This window comes from Streptomyces marispadix (assembly GCF_022524345.1).
GTDB lineage: Bacteria > Actinomycetota > Actinomycetes > Streptomycetales > Streptomycetaceae > Streptomyces > Streptomyces marispadix.
Map to the genome: position 1 here is coordinate 1,839,006 of NZ_JAKWJU010000002.1, position 19,872 is coordinate 1,858,877.

The window sequence follows — 19,872 nt, forward strand, 5'->3', positions numbered from 1 at the left end:
ACCGGGCCGCTCCCCCAACCGCCCCGTCAGGGCGCCGCGCCCAGGATCTCCAGCAGATCCTGGGCGGCGGCGCGAGGACCCGCGACGAGGCCGACACCCGTGGCGTTCAGCACCACCTCGTCGACGCCGATCGCCCGGTACTCATCCAGCCTTTCGTGGATCTCCTCGGCCGTTCCGTAGAGGAAGACGCCGCCGTCGACGAGCTTCACGGCGTCGCCCGGGTCGCCGTCGCCCGACACCACGATTCCGGCCTTCTTCAGCGCGTCCTGATAGTGCGGGGCCTGGATGTGCGTGCCGCACGAGGCGCCCGCCAGCTCCTCGACCCTGCGGTCGGGGCCTGACAGCGCGACCGGCACGATCGCGGTGACGGTCGCGGGCTTGTCCCACTTCCGCTCCTCGGCGCCCTTGCGCATGGCGGGCATCAGGATCTGGTCCAGATACGCGGCCGAGCCCAGCCAGGTGATGGCCACGTCGGCGAGTTCGCCCGCGAGGGCGGCCATCCTCTCGCGGAGCACGCCCAGTCCGACGGAAACGGGCGGCTGCTTGTATTCGAGGAGCTTGGAGACCCCGGGGAAGTGGTCTCCGGAGTTCTCGACGGTCTCTCCGTGAAGCAGTCCGCGCACCGTCGTCACGTATTCGCGGCACGCGCCTATCTGGCCGGCGTAGGGCTTGCCGAGGAAACTGCGCTGCGCCTGAAGCCCGCCGGGGCCGAATCCGGCGACGACGGAACGGCCCGTGGCGAGCGCCACCGAACGCGCCTCTATCGCCGCCTGGTACGGGGAGCGCAGCGGCATCAGCGTGACGCCGAATCCGCTGGGAATCCTGATCCCGATTCCGGCGAGCCAGTTGATCAGATGGTGGCTGTCCAGCAGCATTCCATGGCCTTGCCAAAGCCGGTCGGCGCAGGTCCAGTTGACGAGATTCGCGAACGGGACCACCTGTTCCGGCCGTACCGGGCCGAAGGGGAGGAGTATCGAGAGCCGCACCCCAGGACTTCCTTTCGTTCAGTGACGCACGCGCGCACGATGCGCTCCCCTTGGCGGCAGCGTCTCCGACTGCTTACGGGTCTACGACTGCTTGCGGTCGAACTTCATGAAGGCGCCCGCGGCGAGCGCCACGGTCAGTACGCCGATGACGGCGGCGAGCACATAGTTCTCGCTGTAGGCGGTCGTGATGGCGATGGCTCCGCCCACGGCGACGATGACGCCCCAACTGCCCTTGTACTTCTTCATTTCGGTACCTCCTGGTGCTGTACTGCTGTCCGTCGTTCGGGCACGCCGCAGCAGAGTGCGACGGGAATGTGGAAATCCTGGGAGCCGGTGCCCTCGGCCTTGACCGCGAGCTGAAGAACGGCGTCGGTGTCGCCGATGCCGGACCAGCCGAACATGTAGCCGAGGAGCGATGTCCGCCCTCCGGCGCCGGTGTAGAAGCCGTGCGCCCGTGCCGTATCGAGAACTCGTTCCTGATAGTCCTGCGCGCGGGAGACGAGGGATTCGTCGCCGAGGATTCCCGCGGCGGCGATCAGTGACTGCACGACGCCGCTGCTGCCGTGGCAGACCGACAGATCGAGAGGCCGGTCCGGAGTGATCGTGGTGGCCTTGTCCACGAGTTCGCCGAGACGTGCGCCGTGCAGCCGCTCCTGCCGGCCGGCCGCGGTGAGTATCTCCGCGGAGGCGAGCAGAAGCCCGGCGGCGCCGTTGCACCATCCCGCGTAAGGGCTCTCGCCGTCGAACTCCCGGCGGGCGAGGAGCCATTCCGCCGACTCTTCGACGAGACGGTCGTCGCCGAGCACTCTCCCCGTACGGGACAGGGCCCACCGCAGGCCGAGTTCGCCGTGTGCGACGTCGAACCACTCGGCGGTTCTGGGGGCGGCGAGATGGGCCAGGGTCAGTTCGCGCAGCCGTGCCAGACGGGCCTCGCCGTACGGTCCGCCGTCGCTCCACTCGGCAGACGACTCCACCCGGGAGGACTCGCTGCGGAACGCGGTACGGGACGCGCTGCGCGACATCTCGACGCGGGACAGCAGCGCCATCAGCATGCCGGCCGGTCCGTTCGCGAGGTCCTTCTCCAACTCGTCGGATTCGGCGCGCTCTTCGAGCTTCTCGAAGATCTGCGCGAGCCAGTCGGCCTCGACGCCGCCGGGCCTGGCCAGCAGCATCGAGGCGGCACCGGTGAAGACCGACTCCGGGGTCTGCATCAGGGATTCGCCGTAGCGGGCGAGCAGGCTGCGCAGGCCGCGATCGGCACTCCGGTAGGCGGCTTCGGCGTCCTTGCCGTCGCGTGCGGCGCGCTCCAGGAAGGTCACGATGCCGCCGGAGTCGTGGAACGAGACGAAGTTCCCAGCGGTCATCGTCGGTGCGTTCCGCTCGGGTCCGATGCCGCACAGCCATCCCGTCTCGCGACCGTCGGGCCCCTCGAAGGGGACGCTCACGGCGTCGATCTTCCGCGCGATCTCCGGCCACCAGCTACCGGCTCGGGCCCGGGTCAGCGAGTGCTGCCCGAAGAGACTCTCCGACGACAGCCCCGCCAGGTCGTCGTCGGCGACGGCCTCCCCGAAGCACTCCTCCAGCAGGAACTGGTGGTAGAGGTCCGTGCGGGCGGCGTTCTGCTCCACTCCCCTGCGTGCCATCTCGATGGGCGTCGTCTTGTAGACGCCGGGGAAACTGCTTCTGTGCGTGGCCAGTTCAGTGGAGTCGCTACGGGTCACGAAATACGGGACGTTCCCGGAGAAGAGCGCGGAACGCTCTTCCTCACGGGCGTATTCGGCGGCCTCGGGCGACAGATACTCGGGCATGTTCTTCAGCAGCCCGAGCAGCCGGGCGGCCTCCGCGGGCTCCCCCAGGTATCTGGGATGCGTGAAGGCGTCGAGGAATCTGCTGTAGACCATCGTCGACCGGAGCAGGCTCCTCACGGTCATCTCCGGATAGGCGTCGAGTATCTTCACGATGCCGTCGCCGCGTACGAACTCCAGGGCGTCGAAGTATCCCTCCAGGGTGTCGGCGAAATACTCCGTGGCCGACAGGCGCCGGTCGCCGAGGCGGGAGACGTTTCCGTGGTGCTTGTAGGTCACCGGCTCCCATTTGACGGAGATGTTGTCCGTCGTGTTGTCGCGTACGACGGGCCTGGTGAGGTTCTTCGACTTCTGGTCGCCGGCGACGCCCACGCCCGCCATGTTGATGTCGATGGGCGAGGTCGGGTCGACCATCGGCACCAGCATCGTCGAGACGACGGAGAGCTTCATGTGATTCATGATCACGTGCGGCAGCGAGTCGTTCTCCACACCCGCGTCGGCACGGGTCATCGTCTCGGTGTCGATGACGCACGGATTCTCGCCGCAGGCCAGCAGGTTCTCGTCGTGGAGATCGGATGCGCCGATGGAGCCCAGGATCGCGCAGAGGGCTCCGAACCGGTAGAAGTACCTTGCCGGTTGGTCGGGCGAGTCCATCGCCTTCGACTCGGCGAACTGCTGCCAGCCGTGTTTTCCGGACGTCACCGACACCGGAATGCATTCACGCAGCGAATGCCTCAGATACGGGTCGGCCGCCGCGTAGAGGTCCTTCACGAAGCGGTCGGAGACGAGGGCACGCGGTTTGAAGACCAGCCTCGTGCCCCCGGCGAGCCGCACGTGGACGACCTGCCGGTTCTCGTTGTGCGGATCGGAGCCGCTGAAGACGATCTTCTTCAGGCCGCCGGGTTCCGGCGACGGCACCAGCCCCGCGGCCTTGAGCTGCGCTTCGTCCTGCGCGTACGCGGCGAAGACGTCCCCGTAAGCGGAGAGGGAGTTGTGCAGGATCGTGGTGACGCGCTGCTTCAGCACCGGGTATCTCCCGGTGATCTCACGGCAGTTGTCCGCGTCGCCGAGATGTTCGCGGAAGAGCGTCAGCGCCTCGTCGCCCTCGGCCGTCATCGGCAGCCCGCGCCTCTCCCTGAAGGCGTGGAACTCGCCGATGAGCGTGCGGAACGACTGCCCCTCGACGGCGGCTACGAGCCCGTGCCAGGCGTCGTCGAGCAGATCCTCGACGGCGCCGGGAGCGGCGACGGGCGCGACCGCGTCCCGCAGCGCGGACTCCACGTCGCCCCTCGGCGCGAGATGCACATAGAACGGCAGGAACGCCGGGATCGACACCTCTGGTTCGCTCATGCCCGGTCACCTCCGGCGAACAGCTCCGGGGACTTCTCCGCGTAGAGATCCGTGTACACAGCGCCGGTGCCCAGGAGTTGGGCGTGGCTGCCCTGCTCGACGACGCGCCCGTTGTCCAGCACGTAGATGTGGTCCGCGGATTTGATGGTCGCCAGGCGGTGGGCGATGATCACCTGCGTCGAGCCGATGTGCTCGATGATCTCGCCGACGCGCCGCTCGTTGACGGTGTCGAGTGCGGACGTCGCCTCGTCCATCACGAGGATCGGCGGGTTCTGGAGCAGCGCCCTGACGATCGCGAGCCGCTGGCGCTGGCCGCCCGAGAAGTTGGCGCCCATCTCCGAGACCAGGGTCTTCAGCCCCATGGGCAGGTCTTCGAGGAAGTCGAGGATGCCGACGCCCGCGCAGTACTCGCGTACCACCTCGGGCGGGATGTCCTGGCCCAGCGTCAGGTTCTCCAGGATGGTGCGGTTGTGCAGATGGATCTCCTGCGGGATGTAGCCGATCTGCCTCCGCAGCGCGTTCCTGTCGTAGTGGCGCTGCTCGACGTCGCCGAAACGGATGACGCCGCGGGTCGGTTCGTAGAGGCCGCAGATGATCCTGCCCAGCGTGGACTTGCCCGAGCCTGACGGCCCTACGAGCGCCACCTTCGATCCGGCGGGGATGTCCAGCGAGACGTTGCGCACGACGAAGTCGCTGTGCTTCGTGTACTGGAAGCTGACGTCCTCCAACTGGATCGCCGTCGACAGCAGATCCGTGAGGGTGCCGCCCGGGTCCTCCGGCTCGGACTTGACGATGTCGTTCAGCCTGGCCATGTAGCGCCCGGCCTCGGTGAACTCGGTGTACGTCTGGAACACCGACGTCGACAGCGAGAAGTACGTCGCGGAGACGGCCTGCACGGCGATCGCCGCGCCCAGCGAGATGTAGCCGTGGCTGACGAAGTAGAGGCTGGTCAGCAGCAGGGTCATCGGGCCGAACATCTGCGTCGTCGTGGTCACGCCCGAGATGCGGCCCTGCTGCATCCGCATGCGGTCCTTCATCGCCTCCAGCGAGGACGTGTAGACCTTGCTCCAGGTCTCGACGAACTCGTGCGCGTAGCCGCCCATCTTGATGGTGGGTATCGACACGATCGCGTCGAGCTGGGTGGACTGGCTCTTGCTCAACTGGCTTATCTCGGCGTCGACATACTCCATCAGCCGTGGACGCGTCTTCATCAGATACGCCGCGTTGAGCACGAAGAGCCCGACGGCGATGAGGCCGAGGCGCCACTCCACGTAGAAGAGATAGCCCGTGACGCACAGCAGGGTCCCCACGTCGAGGATTCCCTGCGCCACGCGTGAGGAGAGCAGGTCCCGGATCATGTTGACGCTGTTGAGCCGGAACAGCAGCTCGCCGGGCTGCCGCACCGTGAAGAACTTGTACGGCAGGAAGAGCAGCTTGGTGAACGTGGTGCTCATCAGGTGCTTGCCGAGCAGCGCCACCACGGACGACAGGACCATCACCCTGACGACGTGCAGCGCGAGATAGGTGAGGGCCACGCCGAAGACGGCGGCCAGCACCACGAACAGGTCGTCCAGGCCGTGCCATTGCTTCTGCCGGTCGACGGCCCACTCCGTCAGCATGGGGATGCCCAGGATCGCGCCGTAGCCGCTGAAGGAGAGCAGCCCCACGAGGGCGATCTTCTTGGGTGAACCCTCCGCGAAGAGGGAGACGTTGCGCCACTCCGACAGCGGCTTCCGCTTCGACTTCTCGAAGTCCGGGCCCACTTCGGCCGATACGACGATGCCGCTGAAGCCCTCGGCGAGTTCGTCGCGGCTGAGCCTGCGCCTGCCGACGGCCGGGTCCATGACCGTCGCCTTGCGGCCGTCGAACTTCTCCAGGACGACGAAGTGGTAGTCCTCCCAGTAAATGATCACCGGTGAGGTGAACTTCTCCAGCGCCGCGACGTCCTTGGCGCGGAAGAGCTTCGTCTCCATGCCGCGTGTGCGCAGGAAGCGGGCGAGCTGTCCGGCGCTGAGGCCGTCACGGCCGGCGTCCATGGCCTCGCGTGCGGTGGAGATGTCCTCGGCGCGGCCGTAGTAGCGCAGCAGCGAGACCGTGCAGCACAGCCCGCACTCGGTCTGGGTCACCTGCGTGACCGTCGGCATGCGCCGCATCGCCTTGCGTCCCCCGATGGCAAGTCCCATGGCTACCGGCTCTCGTAGGTGAGGGTGACCGGGGAGATGTGGGCGCTGGGGTCGATGCGGTTGACCAGGTGCAGCACGATGCCCGCGGTGCCGACCATCAGGCTGTTGGTGTGGGCGTAGCGGCTCTGGTTGTCGCTGATCTTCCGCTTGAAGACGTCCGGTTGGAGCCATCTGCCCTCGATCTCGGAGACCTCGTCGCGCAGGGACGGGTCGACGTCGCGGGCGAGCTTCGACAGGACGTCGTGGTTGCCGAGGTCGCCGTGGCACCACGTCATGTTGCGGCCGAAGCCGTGGCGGATGAGGTTGCCGACGGCCACGTCCCTCATGGCCGGTACGACCTCGTCGTCGGAGACGGAGGCGTACTCGGACAGCGCGAGGGCGATACCGGTCGCTCCATGGCACCAGCCGGTCGAGAACGACCACGGCGTTGCCACGTTCGAGTACCAGTTGCCCTCACTGGTGTCGTAGAAGCCCTGAAGCCGCTCCACGAGGCTCTCAAGCGCGGACTTCACGGAGTCGCGCTGCGTCTCGGGGACGCGGGGGAAGGCACTGCTCAGGGCGTGGATGAGGCCGCTGACGCCGTGTGCGAATCCCGACTGTGCCAGTACGGACTCATGGCCGCGTCCGGCGCCGAGCGCGGAGACGAGCATCGCGGTCAGCGACGCGAGGGAGTCGTCGGCGTGCGGGCCGCCGATCGCGGTCAGGCACGACATCACGCCCGCGACGCCGCCGACGACGTCGACCGGCAGCCGCTCCGGCGGTATGTCACGTATCTGGTCGAGCACCAGCGGCACGGCGCCCTGCGCTGCCTCGACCCAGCCGTCGTTCTCCAGCAGGCGGCCCGTCGTCGCCAGGGCGAAGAGGATGCCGGCCATGCCCGTGAAGCCGCCGAACCCGGCCTGCTGGATGCTGCGTGCCTCATAGCGCCGGCCCGGGCGAGGATCTCCGCCATGGTGGAGAAGATCTGCGTGGCGGGCTCGCGGTACCGGCGGTCGTCGAGAGCGCGGCCCGCGGCGGCCAGCGCGAGTGCCGGGCCGACTCGTCCCGTGTAGAGGTCGTATCCCAACACCCCTGGCGGCCAGGGCCTGTTGGCCGACGCCGAGGCGAGGGGGCCGATCCAGGTGCGGGGCAGATGCGCGAACTTGTCCGGGAGCGAGGTGCCGACCAGATTGCCCGCCAGCTCCGTGACGAGGGCGATCAGCCCGTCGCGCGACTGTGCGTCGGAGCACCGCGACGGGGTGGCCCCGCCACCGCTCGCCGCCCCCTGACCGCCGGAACTGGTCAGGTGGTTGTCGGGGAAGCGCGAGGAGAAGGCGGAGTAGATCAGCCGGAGCTGCTCGCGCAGTGCGGCCTCCGACATGGCGGAGGTCTTCGCCAGGGCCCGGTCGATGGGCGTCTCGTCGAAGTCGGCGCCGACGGCGGCACCGTCGCCGTCCCTCAGCGTCACGTCGTTGGCGGCGACGGTGAAGTACGGGATGTCGCGCTCGGCGAGCTGACGCACCTCCGAGGCGACGATGTTCCGCGATGAGGTCTTGCTCGCGATCGCGATGCGCTTCAGCAGCGCGAGATACGGGGCGAAGTCGTCGAGTGCGCCGGCGGAAGAGGTCATCCGCAGCGTCTGTGCGTAGAGCGCCGTGGGGTTGTGCACGTAGCGCACCCGCACCCCGGATGCGGCCTTGCGCAGCAGCCGCTCCCACGTCTCGTGCTCGGCCATCACCGCGCGGAAGACCCTGGAGAAACCGGCGGCCATACGGGCGCCGAGCTGGTGGATCTCCTCCTCCGACAGCGCGCTGACGACCGTGCGGCGCTCCTGCGCCTCCTGTGCGCGGATCACCAGGCTGACGGTGTCGGTGTAGGGGTTCTCGAAGAGGATGGTCTTGAACGGGGACGAGCCACGGCCCTGGTCACCGAGGAAGCCGAGGTCGACATGGCCCGCGTCCTCGCCCTTGCCGACCATGACGAGGGGCAGGATGCCCACGCCGTAGACGGACTGCCCGATCGTCTCGTAGGCGTTGCCGGGGGCCTCCGGGGTGGGGCCGGTGTGCACGCGGGCGGGGTGGAGGATCGTCTCCAGGTCGATGGGTACGGGCCCGCGGCGGGTCGGCAGGATGTTCTCGAAGTGCATGTCGCGGGCGTTCAACAGGTAGAAGACGGCGGCGAGTTCGCCGCTGGCGTCCATGAACTCCGCCGACATGTTCGAGACTTCCTCGGCCTCGATGTACTCGACGTATCCGTAGTGGTCCCGCTCCAGTACGGCCGCCGCGGCGAGGGAGGTGCCGACGCGGGCGTTGAATTCGCGGGCGATCGTCTCGTAGGCCGCCTCGCAGGAGACGTCCCGGGGCTTGTAGACCAGCTTCGCGCCGGAGTGGAATTCGAGCACGGAGACGCTGCGGCCGTGGTTGTGCGCGTCTCCCTCGGAGAATCCGCACGAGACGATCGTGTCGTCCGTTGCGATGCCGAAGGCACCGGCGATGGCCTCGCGGTCGGCGGTGAGGCGGCGGCACAGCTCGTCGATGGCTTCGGTCTCATTGCGGATGAGAATGCGTGTGACGTCCTGGAGCACCGGGAAGGAAAGGCCGCTCACATCCTCGAAGGACGTGCGTATCGACTGCTCGACGAAGTATTCGTAGCGCTCCTGGGGCGTCTCGCCCCGCAATGCGCCTTTCTCTCGCGCATGGTTGACGGAGACCACCAGCGGCCTCGTGTACACCTCGCGCAGCCGGCTCTCGGCACGGTCGAGGACCTGCTTCAGCGCGGTGCCCCTGTCATGGAAGAGACCGGCGAAATCCGCGAGGGGGTCGCCGTCGGCCACCGCGGCGGCGACATGCCTGATGATCCTCTGGAACGGATAGCGCTCGTCCGCGGCAAGCCATTCCTCCACGGTGCGGCGCATTCCGGCGCCCGGTACGTGCGAGGGCCGCGCCGATACGACGACTTTCTTCAGGACTCCGGCGACCTGGTCGTCGAACTGCGCCAGCGGCGCGATCGTCTCCTCGACTTCGACGCTGTCGAACTCCGGATAGTACTCGGCTGGAGATATCACGGTGAAGCTGCTCCCACTTTTCGCGCGAGATGTCGTCTGTCGTAGAAACGGGCCGGAGTCGAGGCCGTGTAATGCGGGCCGCGGAGCGAGGGCCGTGTAGAACGGGCCAGAACGAGGGCCGCAGAACGGAGGCCCGGCTCGGGACGGGCCTCCGTTCCGCTTGAGCACTGCTACATGACCACCGAGAACGGTGAGGTCATGTTCAGCACTGGCTGGTGCACTTCGTGGTGGGGCAGATCGCCGCGGTCGCCAGCGTGACGGTGGCGACGCACCACGGGCCGGTGCCGCCGTAGGTGTCGGCGTCGCTCAGCTCGACGAGCTCGGCCTCGTCGTATCCACCGAGAATGTCCTCGCTCATGATGACCTCTTTCTCTTGTTTTCTTCTGTTGTTTTCGTCAGTTGCAGTTGGGCTGGCACTCGACGGTCAGGGTGCACCAGCCGCCGGTGTTGGTCAGAGCGTCGGAGAGAGAGAAGGTGTTGGTGGTGCAGGCGCCGTAGGCGACACCCTCGAAGTCCTGCTCTGCAATCTCTTCAACCAGCGAAACGTCGCCCTTGTACACGACTGAACTCCATTCTTCGAGTACGTGATCCGGATTGATTCGCCCATACTGAAGGATGGTTCCGACCGTGTATTTCAGATTTCGTGCGGGCCGTCCCCCAGCGGTGCGAGCAGAACAGTATGGGCTTCACCGTTCGGTCACAACGATTCATCACGCGTGATCCACATCACATGACATACGTCAGTTGACACGGCGCGGGCGCCGGGGAGGAAACGGAACATTCCGAATGTTACGAGACTCCCGGACCGGGTCCAGTGCGGCGGCAGATCACAGGGCTTCACAGGGGGTTCACACCTCGTCTGCCTGCCGCTTTCCTCTGGCATCGTCGCCGAATTCTCAACGGAGCGGATCATTCCGAATGTTATTGAGGGCACCTCCTGTGCAGGGCGTTCTCCTGCACGACGGAGGTCGCCAAACTCCGGAGTGGAGCATTCCGCTCCGGAGTAATGCCAAGAATGACGGGGTACTTACAGATCCTGCGCACTCATTGCGGCCAGTCCGATCCTTTGCTCCCGTGATGGGCAATGTGCCCCTAATACGCTGGTGCCGCGAAAGCCCCGGAGGCTCGGCGAGCCCCAACGGACGCCTTGGACGCGGCGGTTCGGTCACGCGCTGAGGGCCAGCGTGACGCGCGGGCCCGCTCACCTGCGGCAGCCCGTGACCGGCGGCCCCGTGACATGCAGCGGTTCCCGGGGCGTACGCCGTTCAGCGCCGCCCCGGGAACCGCTTCGATCTCATCGGCCTCGCCCTCGCCGGGCAGCGGTCACGCGTCCCTGCGCCGCAGCGCCGCGTACCCCGCGCCGACTGCCAGTACGGCCCAGGCGGCGAGCACCGCCATGCCCGTCCACGGCGTGAGGATCGTGTCGCCCGCGGGCGGCTCCCTGCGGAGGATGAGCCCCCCGGCCAGGTCGGGCAGGAACTGGGCCGCCTTCTGAACTCCCGGAATGGAGTTGAGGATTGTCGAGATCATGAAGAACAGCGGCACCAGGATGCCCATGGTCAGCGCCGAGCTGCGCAGCACGCTGGCGAGTCCCATGGAGAACGCGCAGATCAGCGTCATATAGAGCACCCCGCCGGTCATGGCCCGCAGCACTCCCTCGTCGGCGAGGGAGACGCCCGCGTCGCTGCCCATGGTGAGCTGCGTGGCGAGGAAGCTCGCCGTCACGACGACGACGGAGAGGATCATCGCCGTGCCGATCCCGGTGACCATCTTCGCCGCGTAGAAGACCCCGCGCCGGGGCACGGCGGTGAGCGAGCTGCGGATCGTGCCGGTCGTGTACTCGCTGCTCACGCTCAGCACGCCGAAGACGACGAGCGCGATCATGCCGAGCTTCAGGCCGCTGAACCCCGAGGCCACGGGGTCGAAGCGGGCCTGCGCCGACGCGCTCATGTCCGCGTACACGCCCTTCATGACGTACCCGAAGAGGAGCGCGACGGCCACGCTGACGACGGAGTAGCAGGCGAGGCTCCACACCGTGGAGCGCAGTGTGCGGATCTTGGTCCACTCGAAGGCCACCGCTGCTGTCGTGTCGGCCATGGTCAGCGCACCTCCTGCGTCGCGCGGTAGTCCACCGAGTCGGCGGTGAGCTGCATGAACGCCTCTTCGAGCGAGGCCGTGCGGGGGCTGATCTCGTAGACCGTCACCCGGTTCGCGGAGGCCAGCGAGCCGACCGTCTCCAAGGTGGTGCCGACCGCTTCGAGCACGCCGTCCGGACCGTCGTCGGTGTGGATGCCCTTCGCCGCGAGCACGTCCCGCATCCGCTCCGGTTCGGGGGTGCGGATCAGGATGTACGAGCGTGAGTTACGGGCGATGAAGTCCTCGACGGAGGTGTCCGCGAGCAGCCGTCCCTGCCCGATCACGATCAAGTGCTCGGCGGTCAGGGCCATTTCGCTCATCAGATGGCTGGAGACGAAGACCGTGCGGCCCTCGGCCGCGAGCTTCTTCATCAGCCCGCGGATCCACAGGATGCCCTCCGGGTCGAGGCCGTTGACCGGCTCGTCGAACAGCAGGACCTCCGGGTCGCCGAGCAGGGCAGCCGCCACGCCGAGGCGCTGCGCCATGCCCAGCGAGAAGCCGCCCGCCCGCTTCTTCGCGGTGCCGCCGAGGCCGACGGTCTCCAGGACCTCGCGGACGCGGCGGTCCGGGATGCGGTTGCTGCGGGCCAGGCCCAGCAGGTGGCCGTAGGCGGTGCGTCCGCCGTGCAGCGCCTTGGCCTCCAGCAGTACGCCGACCTTGGTCAGCGGACGGGCCAGTTCCCTGTAGGGCTTGCCGTCGATCAGTACGCGTCCGGCGGTGGGCCTGTCGAGTCCGACCACGGCACGCATGGTCGTGGACTTGCCGGCTCCGTTCGGCCCGAGGAAGCCGGTCACCCGGCCCGGGAGCACCCGGAAGGAGAGCCGGTCGACCGCGAGGGTCTCCCCGTAGCGTTTGGTCAGATTCTGAACCTCGATCATTGCCCCGTTCCCCTGTTCCCCATGGTCGGGCCTGCGACGGCACACACGTGTCCAGGGTCGTCCCCGTGGCGGGCGTCGCGGCGGTGAGAGTCGTCGGCGGCGCAGGAGGTCGCTCCCTGAAGGTCGCCGCCGGAATGGCGCGGGACATCTTTGCACGGCGGCACGGGCCTCGGGCCGGTTTCGCCGGAGCCTCCGATCTTGCCGAGGGCCCCTTACGCACCTGCCGGGCACCCGCACAGCCCCTCCCCTCGTGCCGCGTCCCTGCCGCTGTGTCTTCATGTACGCATGACGTCCGCCGCAGGTCACTGGCCTGGCGAGCTGCGCGCCGCCGGGCGGGACGGGATGTGTGCCCATGAGTGAGAGCCCGAAGGCCGCCCTGGCCGCGAGCGTCGCTGCCGGATATCTACTCGGCAGGCGGCGCAATACCAAGCTCGCAATGACCGTCGCCGTATATCTGGCGAGTAAGAAGCTGCGGGCCAAACCGCAGGATCTGCTCGCCATGGGGGCCGGAAAGCTCGGGAATTCCCCTCAAGTCTCCCAGCTCGTCGAGCAGTTGCGCTCCGAGGTGCTGAACGTGGGACGCGATGCCCTGAAGGCGCTGGCGGAGCACCGGCTGGGGAGTTTCGCCGATTCGCTCGCCGACCGGACCAGATCGCTGAACGAGCTGGTGGAGGCGGCGGAGCAGGCCGGCGAGGAGGAGGGGGAGGAGGAACGCCCCCGCGGAGAAGAAGAGGAAGGGGAAGAGGAGAAAGGCGAGGAAGAAGGCCGCGAAGCCCGCGAGGAAGGAAAAGCAGAAGGCGCCCGCGAACGCGGCGGAGAACGTCCCGCGAGACCACGCAGACCGAGCCGTGGCGAGGCCCGCGAAACCGCCAGGGAACAGGGTCCGCCAGCGAAGAAGAGTACGCAGAGAACCGCTGAGAAGTCCGCGCCGCCGAAGAAGCGGTCCGAGAAGAGCGCGGCACGTAAAGCGCCTGCCGAGTCATCCCGTCGCCGGAGGTAGAGGGCCATGCCGGACACGAAGAGCAAAGCGGAGAGCGGGAGTTCGACGGACGGCGGCTCCGGGCTCGACAGAGTGCGGGAGGAACTCACCAACTATCTGATGGCGAAGGCCGGAAACCTCGTCACCTCGGCCGGGAAGAAGACGGGGGAATTCGCGCAGAAGGCCGTGACCGGAGGAGGGGACGGGAGCGGTGTCGCCGATTCCATGGGCAAGGTGCTCAAGGGAGAGTCCCCGGCGAAGGCGATCGGCGGCCAGATGGCCAAGACCGTCAAGGACAAGACCGTCGGCAAGGTGCAGGAACTCTTCTCAGGCGGTGGAAAGGCCGGTGAGAAGAAGGTCACCAACATCGTCGAGGCGTTCGATGTGGGGCTGCCGTTGCGCCGGGTGTACGACCACTGGACGGAGTTCGAGGAGTTCAGCGGCTTCATGAAGGGCGTCGTCGAGGCGTCGCGTTCGGACGAGGAGGAGGACGTCACCTCCAAGTGGACCGTCAAGGTGGGCCCGTCCAAACGCAGTTGGGAGGCCACCGTCCTGGAGCAGGTCCCCGACAAGCGCATCGTCTGGGAGACCAAGGGCGAGACGAAGACGCACGGCGCCGTCTCCTTCCATGAACTCGCCCCCAGCCTCACCCGGGTCGTGGTCGTCGTCGAATACACCCCCGGCGGGTTCCTGGAGAAGACGGGCAATCTGTGGCGTGCGCAGGGGCGCAGGCTCCGCCTCGATCTGAAGCACTTCCAGCGCTATGTGACGCTCGGCGTCCAGGAGGTGCCGGAGGGCTGGCGCGGCGAGATCCGCGAGGGAGAAGTCGTACGCACCCACGAGGACGCGCTCGCCCAGGAGGAAGAGGAGGAACGCGAGGACGAGAAAGGGGAGTTCGAAGACGAGGAAGAAGACGGGAACGCCGACGAGGGCGAGGGCGGGGACGAGTACGAGGGCGACGAGGACGGGGAGTACGAAGAGGAAGAGGACGAGGAGACCCGGTAGACGCCGGGTGCGTCCGACAGCGCTCTGGCCCTCGACGCCCAGGCGTTGAGGGCCTGTTGAGGGCATCGAGGGCCAGAGGGAGCGGCCGTACGGGCGGCGAGGGCGACGCCCCGGCCGGGGGGTGAGCCGGGACGAGGCCGCCTGCCGCGTGTGCGTCGTCAGGGGCCGACGACCACGTCCACCCCGGAGTCGGTCGTATCGGTGATCTCGTAGACCGCGCTGAACTGCGAACTGGTGGCGCTGGTCGGGCAGCCGAAGCCGCCTTCGACCTTCACGGGGACGTCGACGGCGTCGAAAGTGAGCGTCGACGGCGAGCCGTTGGCCCACTCTCCCGTCGCCGTTGCCGCCTCTCCGGGCGCTGCCGTCACGGTGCACTCGGCGAGACCGCTGGTCTTCAGCACGAACCCGCCCGTGGGCATGGTGAGTCCGGCGGTGCTGGGATCGCCGTGCTGCATGGAGACCTTCCAGTCGCCGCTGGTCGTCACGGCGGCGTCGACTCCCGGCATGCTGGTCGTGCAGGAGTCGTAGCCGGGCGCTCCGACGGCGGACTCGACCGGTCCGGCGTCCTCGTGGTTGCCGGGTTCGGCGGGGATCGCGCCCGAGACCTCGGAGACGGTGCAGGTCACCGTGACCGATCCGGCGGTGAAGGTGGCGTCGCCGGAGAGCTTGGCCGCGTACTCATGACCGGCGGGCGTGACGGTGGTCGAACCGGCCGCCGCCCCGGCACGGCCGGAGTGACCGCCGGTGTCCCCGCCGACGTTGGCGTTCGCCGTCGCGGTGCCTGCAAGCACCAGCGCGGCCGCGGCGGAGACTCCGGCCACAACTGCACGTAAGGACAGGGGATTCGTGCTCATCTGCTGCTCCTTCGCTGCATACATGGGGGTGGTGCAGGGGATGCGATGGCACTCGTGCGCTCGGACGCTCAGTCCTGGCTCTTCCTCCGTGTGGCGTCGCTGCGGGGCTGTGGGAAGGGATCGTCGTCGACGCCGAAGGCGGCGGCGAGAGAGGAGTCGGCGGACTCGAACTTGGAGCGGTGCCGCGTCGGGGACCCGGCCTGCTCGCCGGACGGACCACCGGACGTGCTGCCGGATGCACTGCCGGACGCAGCGGAACCAGGAGTGTCGCGCGCCCCGGAGTCGTCCGCCGCGCCCGTCGTCGTTGCCGTCTCCGTCGTCTGCGCCGTCGCCGACGTCTCAGCCGTAGCGGCCTTACGGGAGGCGACGGCCACCGGTGCCTCGGAGTGGAACGCGGCGGCGGGCAGTGGACCCGCCGTGGCGTCGGCATCGCCGGTGCCGCCTTCCGGCTCCGTGCCCGCCTCCGCGGAGGGCTCCAAGGGCAGCGGGCGCCAGGCGAACATCAGCGCGCCCCCGAACACGCCCAGCAGAGTGCCGATCATGAACCCGCCGAGGTTCGACAGGACCAGCGCGGCGGTCGCGAGGATGACCGTGATGATCCCGGCCAGCCCGCGGTGCTGGGGCGTGAACCAGCCGCTGAGCCCCAGGACGACCATGATCACCGCCAGTACGACGGTGGGAACGCCGGCCGTTCCCTGATGCAGCATCACCTTCATCGGTGCCAGCGGCAGTACACCGATCTCCACACCCGCGACGACGGTGAACAGGCCGCCCCAGAACGGCCGTCCACGTCGCCAACCGCGCCAGCGGCGCCAGATCAGAAGCATTCCTTGGAGCCCTTGTTCACTTTCATGCTCAGGTTGTTGAGCCTGAACTGGCCGGCGTTGGTGGCCCAGGCGGTCTGCTCGAGCTTCGTTATGTGCACGTCGTCGGCCTGCTGGCCGAAGAGGTCCTGAAGTCCCTGGCCGCCCTTGGGGCCCTTGTCGAGGGTGGAGGCGTCGCGTCCGATCTCGATCTTGTTGAAGGACGCGTTGCCGCCGAGCTGTGTCGCGTCGACGAAGAGGCCCTTGGCCTGCACCGGCTTCTTGCCCGTACCCGCGGTGAGGTTGAGGGAGATGCTGCCGATGACGGGCAGGTCCGTGACGACGGACTGGCACAGGTTGCGCATCTCCGCCGTCTTGATCGCGGTGACGGCCACGGGGATCAGCTTGCCCCTGGCGTTGCGGTCCACGCTGCCGTACTGCGCGAAGCCGTCACCGTCGAGGCTGGACGCCGACACCTTGAACTGCTGGCCCGAGACGGCGAACGACGCGGCGAGCGCACCGTTGGCGAGCGCGATCGCGAGTGCCGCCGTGACGGCGACTCCCGGCACGCTCAGCACGGCGAATCTTCGCCAACTCGTGCGTCCCGTCAGCTTCCTGCCGTGCGCATCCTTCATTGTTGTCCCCTTGCGAAAGCGATTGGCGTCGTGACCGTGATGTGGGGGATGTGAAGCACATGCGTGGTACGAGGGGGGAGCGCACAGAAGGAGACCCTGCTGTGCAAAAGATTACTGGCGAGTCAGGTTATGGACCCCGGCCGTGGACGGCAAGGTTTCGCGCAGACAACTTTCCGCCGAACGCCCGCCCTTGAGCCCGGGGCACCGCCGCGCACCCGGCTCCCAGGGGCGGCTTCGTGCGCCACGGCACCTCTGATCAGGCCCGTATGGAACTGAGGTGCCGGCAGCGGCCGTTGCGGGCCGGGCGCGATATACGCCGGCACCGGCCCCGGCGGCATCCGGTATGTGACCGAAGGGACGAGTGGACCCCCGGCCGGTGGCCGAAAACAGGCCCATCGTCCGGGAGTTGAGCCCCCGCGATCGGCGCCGGAAGCGGCGGCAGCGAGCGCTTGCTGCCGGACCGGTCCCCGCACCCGTCGCCCGCGACTGCCTCCCCTGCCGGTGAGCCGAGGGCCGTCTTGCCGCCGCTTCAGCAGGAGACGTACGATGAATGCGCTTTCAATCCAGCGGCCCCCACGGCCTGAGGCAAGGCAGGAGAGCATGGTCGCGTGAATGCTCCCACCGTGTACGACGTCGCCGGACATGCAGGCGTCTCCATCGCGACGGTCTCGCGAGTTTACCGGGCCCCCGATTCCGTGCGCGCCCGTACGCGGGAGAAGGTCCTGGAGGCCGCCCGCGAACTCGGCTATGTGCCGAGCGGCAACGCACGCGGCCTGGCCAGCCGCAACACCCGCGTCCTGGGCCTGTGCTTCCCCGACTACTCCGACCCCGACGCCGAGGACATCGAATCCGAGGCCGACTACGGCGACGACGCCGAGCTGATGCTCTACTCCGACGAGATAATCCGCGGGATGGAGCGGGCGGCCCGCCGCCACGGCTACGCCCTGCTGATCGCCGCCTCCCTCGCGGAGGGCCCGCAGAGCCTGGTCGCCGACGTCGCCGGACGTGTGGACGGCTTCGCGGTCCTCGCCCGTACCGTGCCCACGGAGGAGCTGGAGGTCATCTCGCGGCGGCTGCCCGTCGTGATGCTCGCGGGCCCGCGAGAGAGGACGCACCCCTCGACCACCTCGACCATGTGGAAGTGGCCAACTTCGACGGCGAATTGGCCCTGACCAGGCACCTCATCGCCGATCACGGACTGACGCGGCTGGCCTTCGCGGGCAGCGCGGAGGAGTCCCCGGACGGCGAGGCACGCTTCCGCGGCTTCCAGGCGGCACATCTCGAGGCGGGCCTGCCGGTGCCGGAACGTCCCGACGTGCTGTCCGGGCTGACGCAGGCCGAGGGCGAGCGCGCCGTGGCCCGACTGCTGGACGGCGGCGGCGAGTTGCCGCAGGCGGTGGCGTTCGCCAACGACCAGACGGCCGTTGGGGCGCTGTCGGAGCTGCGCCGCCGCGGTGTGCGCGTACCCGACGATCTCGCGGTGGTGGGCTTCGACGGGATTCCGCTGGGGCGCCTGGTGACGCCCGCGCTGACGACCGTACGGCAGCCGATGCGGCGGATCGGCGAGGAAGCCGTGGAGCTGCTGGTGGCGAGGCTGGAGGACCGGACCCGTGAGCCGGTCTCGCGGGTGCTGCCGGTGTCGGTGCTGCGCAGGGCGAGCTGCGGATGCGACCCGGGGGGCGGCCCGGGTGCAACTCCCGGACGCGGTCCGGGCGGTGGCTCGTAGGGCGGCCCCTGCCGCCGGACCCCGAGTCGTTCCGTTACACAGTCGTAATCTCCTCGGCCCTTGCACCCCCGGACCGTCGCTCACAGAGTATGTATGCGCTTACAGGGCGCCTTTCAGACCGGTTCCGGGGCCGCTTCCCCGGAGCCGGTCTGGAAGGTCACAGGCCGTAGGTCACAAGGCCGCGGGCCGGTGAACGCGCCACCCGGATCGACGCTCCGCACACGAGGAGGAGCCCTCCATGCAGCCCATGACACGCATCGCCGCCGCCACCGCGGCAACGACCGCCCTCGCGCTGCTGCTCTCCGCCTGCGGCAGCGGCGGCGGCGAGCAGACCTCGGCCAAGGACAAGCAGACCCTCACCGTCTGGGGCATGGGTGAGGAGGGCAAGCATCTGGCCAAGCTCGGCAAGGAGTTCAACAAGAAGCACCCCAACATCACCGTCAAGGTCACCCCGGTCGGCTGGGACGTCGTGCACCAGAAGCTGGTCTCGGCCGTCGCCGCCGGTGAACTGCCCGACATGGCGCAGATGGGCAGCACGATGATGGGCGAGTTCATCGAGCTGGACGCGCTGGAGCCGGTGGACACCAAGACGTTCAAGAAGGGCGACTTCTTCCCCGCGGCCTGGAACGGCGGCGTGAAGGACGGCGAGGCGTACGGCGTGCCCTGGTACGTCGACACCCGCGCTCTCTTCTACCGCACCGACCTCGCCGACAAGGCCGGCGTGAAGAAGGCCCCGGCCACCTGGGAGGACCAGCGCGACCTCGCCAAGGCGTACAAGGACAAGGCCGGCACCAAGTGGGGCACGTACAACCAGCCCGCGAACGTCGGCGCCTGGCAGACCTGGCTGCCGTTCCTCTACTCGGCCGGAGGCCGGCTCCTCGACGACTCCGGCAAGCCCGCCCTCGACTCCCCCGAGTCCGTGGAGGCGCTGGAGGAGTACGCCTCCTACTTCGACGAGAACCTCTCCCGCAAGAGTTCGCCGCCCGACTACGACGTCGTCAAGGACTTCGGCTCCGGCGACGCCCCGATGTTCATCTCCGGGCCCTGGATCGTGAACAACATCAAGGACCAGCAGCCGCAGCTCAAGGGCAAGTACGCCACCGCGCCGCTGCCCGCGGGCAAGTCGAGCACCTCCTGGGTGGGCGGCGCCAGCCTGGTCACGTTCAAGGACAGCGAACACAAGGCCGCGGCCGAGGAGTTCACCGAGTACCTCACCGGCACGAAGCAGCAGGCCCACTGGTACGAGATGGCCAAGTCGCTGCCCGCCAACCAGGCCGCCTGGAACGAGCCGGAGCTGAAGAACGCGCCCGAGCAGCTCGACGCCTTCGAGAAGCAGCTCAAGACCGCCAAGACCGTTCCGCCGCTCGCCAAGTGGGAGGAGCTGGCCGCCAAGATCGACGAAGGCGTGGCACGCGTCTCCCAGAAGGGCGAGTCCCCGAAGAAGACAGCCGCCTGGATGCAGAAGGCAGCCGAGGGCCTGGTGGGCTGA

15 protein-coding genes and 2 pseudogenes are annotated in these 19,872 nt (G+C 68.2%); 4 read left to right on the plus strand and 13 right to left on the minus strand.

Features of this window, described 5'->3' with window-relative positions:
* Nucleotides 1-26: 26 nt before the first annotated feature.
* From MMA15_RS07875 to MMA15_RS07920, 10 genes and pseudogenes are all read right to left on the minus strand, one after another.
* Nucleotides 27-986, minus strand: coding sequence for an LLM class flavin-dependent oxidoreductase (locus MMA15_RS07875; protein WP_241058421.1), 960 nt, complete (start codon nt 984-986; stop codon nt 27-29).
* Nucleotides 987-1,067: 81 nt separating this feature from the next.
* Nucleotides 1,068-1,232, minus strand: a complete 165-nt coding sequence (locus tag MMA15_RS07880) for a hypothetical protein (protein WP_241058422.1) — start codon at nt 1,230-1,232, stop codon at nt 1,068-1,070.
* Entirely contained in the window at nt 1,229-4,141 is a 2,913-nt protein-coding gene (gene lanM / locus MMA15_RS07885) for a type 2 lanthipeptide synthetase LanM (RefSeq protein WP_241058423.1), read from the minus strand. The genes MMA15_RS07880 and lanM (MMA15_RS07885) overlap by 4 nt, the downstream gene beginning before the upstream one ends.
* Entirely contained in the window at nt 4,138-6,324 is a 2,187-nt protein-coding gene (locus MMA15_RS07890; protein WP_241058424.1) for a peptidase domain-containing ABC transporter, read from the minus strand. The genes lanM (MMA15_RS07885) and MMA15_RS07890 overlap by 4 nt, the downstream gene beginning before the upstream one ends.
* Nucleotides 6,325-6,326: 2 nt before the next feature.
* Nucleotides 6,327-7,199 carry a lanthionine synthetase LanC family protein gene (locus tag MMA15_RS07895; protein WP_241058425.1) on the minus strand — a complete coding sequence of 291 codons (873 nt, stop codon included), beginning with the start codon at nt 7,197-7,199 and terminating at the stop codon, nt 6,327-6,329.
* Between the two features lie 104 nt (nt 7,200-7,303).
* Nucleotides 7,304-9,217, minus strand: a pseudogene (gene lanM / locus MMA15_RS07900) (type 2 lanthipeptide synthetase LanM); the annotation flags it as partial.
* Between the two features lie 352 nt (nt 9,218-9,569).
* Nucleotides 9,570-9,725 (minus strand): class II lanthipeptide, LchA2/BrtA2 family, encoded by a 156-nt coding sequence (locus MMA15_RS07905; protein ID WP_241058426.1) that lies wholly within the window; start codon nt 9,723-9,725, stop codon nt 9,570-9,572.
* Between the two features lie 37 nt (nt 9,726-9,762).
* The gene (locus MMA15_RS07910) at nt 9,763-9,927 is read right to left on the minus strand and encodes a plantaricin C family lantibiotic (RefSeq protein ID WP_241058427.1); all 165 of its coding nucleotides are present in this window, start codon (nt 9,925-9,927) and stop codon (nt 9,763-9,765) included.
* A gap of 763 nt (nt 9,928-10,690) precedes the next feature.
* Entirely contained in the window at nt 10,691-11,464 is a 774-nt protein-coding gene (locus tag MMA15_RS07915; RefSeq protein WP_241058428.1) for a DUF2705 family protein, read from the minus strand.
* 2 nt (nt 11,465-11,466) lie between these two features.
* On the minus strand, nt 11,467-12,381 hold the full coding sequence (locus tag MMA15_RS07920) for an ATP-binding cassette domain-containing protein (protein WP_241058429.1): 915 nt from the start codon (nt 12,379-12,381) through the stop codon (nt 11,467-11,469).
* Nucleotides 12,382-12,733: 352 nt separating this feature from the next.
* Here MMA15_RS07920 and MMA15_RS07925 point away from each other — a divergent pair, with 352 nt between their 5' ends.
* Together MMA15_RS07925 and MMA15_RS07930 are read left to right on the plus strand one after the other, a co-directional pair.
* The gene (locus MMA15_RS07925; RefSeq protein ID WP_241058430.1) at nt 12,734-13,381 is read left to right on the plus strand and encodes a hypothetical protein; all 648 of its coding nucleotides are present in this window, start codon (nt 12,734-12,736) and stop codon (nt 13,379-13,381) included.
* A gap of 6 nt (nt 13,382-13,387) precedes the next feature.
* On the plus strand, nt 13,388-14,365 hold the full coding sequence (locus MMA15_RS07930; protein WP_241058431.1) for an SRPBCC family protein: 978 nt from the start codon (nt 13,388-13,390) through the stop codon (nt 14,363-14,365).
* Between the two features lie 158 nt (nt 14,366-14,523).
* Here the strand turns inward: MMA15_RS07930 and MMA15_RS07935 are convergent, their stop codons facing one another.
* The 3 genes from MMA15_RS07935 to MMA15_RS07945 form a co-directional block, all read right to left on the minus strand.
* Nucleotides 14,524-15,219, minus strand: a complete 696-nt coding sequence (locus tag MMA15_RS07935) for a hypothetical protein (RefSeq protein WP_241058432.1) — start codon at nt 15,217-15,219, stop codon at nt 14,524-14,526.
* Between the two features lie 68 nt (nt 15,220-15,287).
* Entirely contained in the window at nt 15,288-16,046 is a 759-nt protein-coding gene (locus tag MMA15_RS07940; protein ID WP_241058433.1) for a DUF6114 domain-containing protein, read from the minus strand.
* Complete coding sequence (locus tag MMA15_RS07945; RefSeq protein WP_241058434.1) at nt 16,037-16,657, minus strand: DUF6230 family protein; 621 nt, start codon at nt 16,655-16,657, stop codon at nt 16,037-16,039. Before MMA15_RS07945 ends, MMA15_RS07940 begins: the two co-directional genes overlap by 10 nt.
* A gap of 608 nt (nt 16,658-17,265) precedes the next feature.
* On the opposite strand from MMA15_RS07945, the pseudogene MMA15_RS07950 reads away from it, so the two are divergent.
* Nucleotides 17,266-18,383 (plus strand): annotated as a pseudogene (locus MMA15_RS07950) (LacI family DNA-binding transcriptional regulator).
* Nucleotides 18,384-18,621: 238 nt separating this feature from the next.
* Nucleotides 18,622-19,872, plus strand: coding sequence for a sugar ABC transporter substrate-binding protein (locus tag MMA15_RS07955; protein WP_241058435.1), 1,251 nt, complete (start codon nt 18,622-18,624; stop codon nt 19,870-19,872).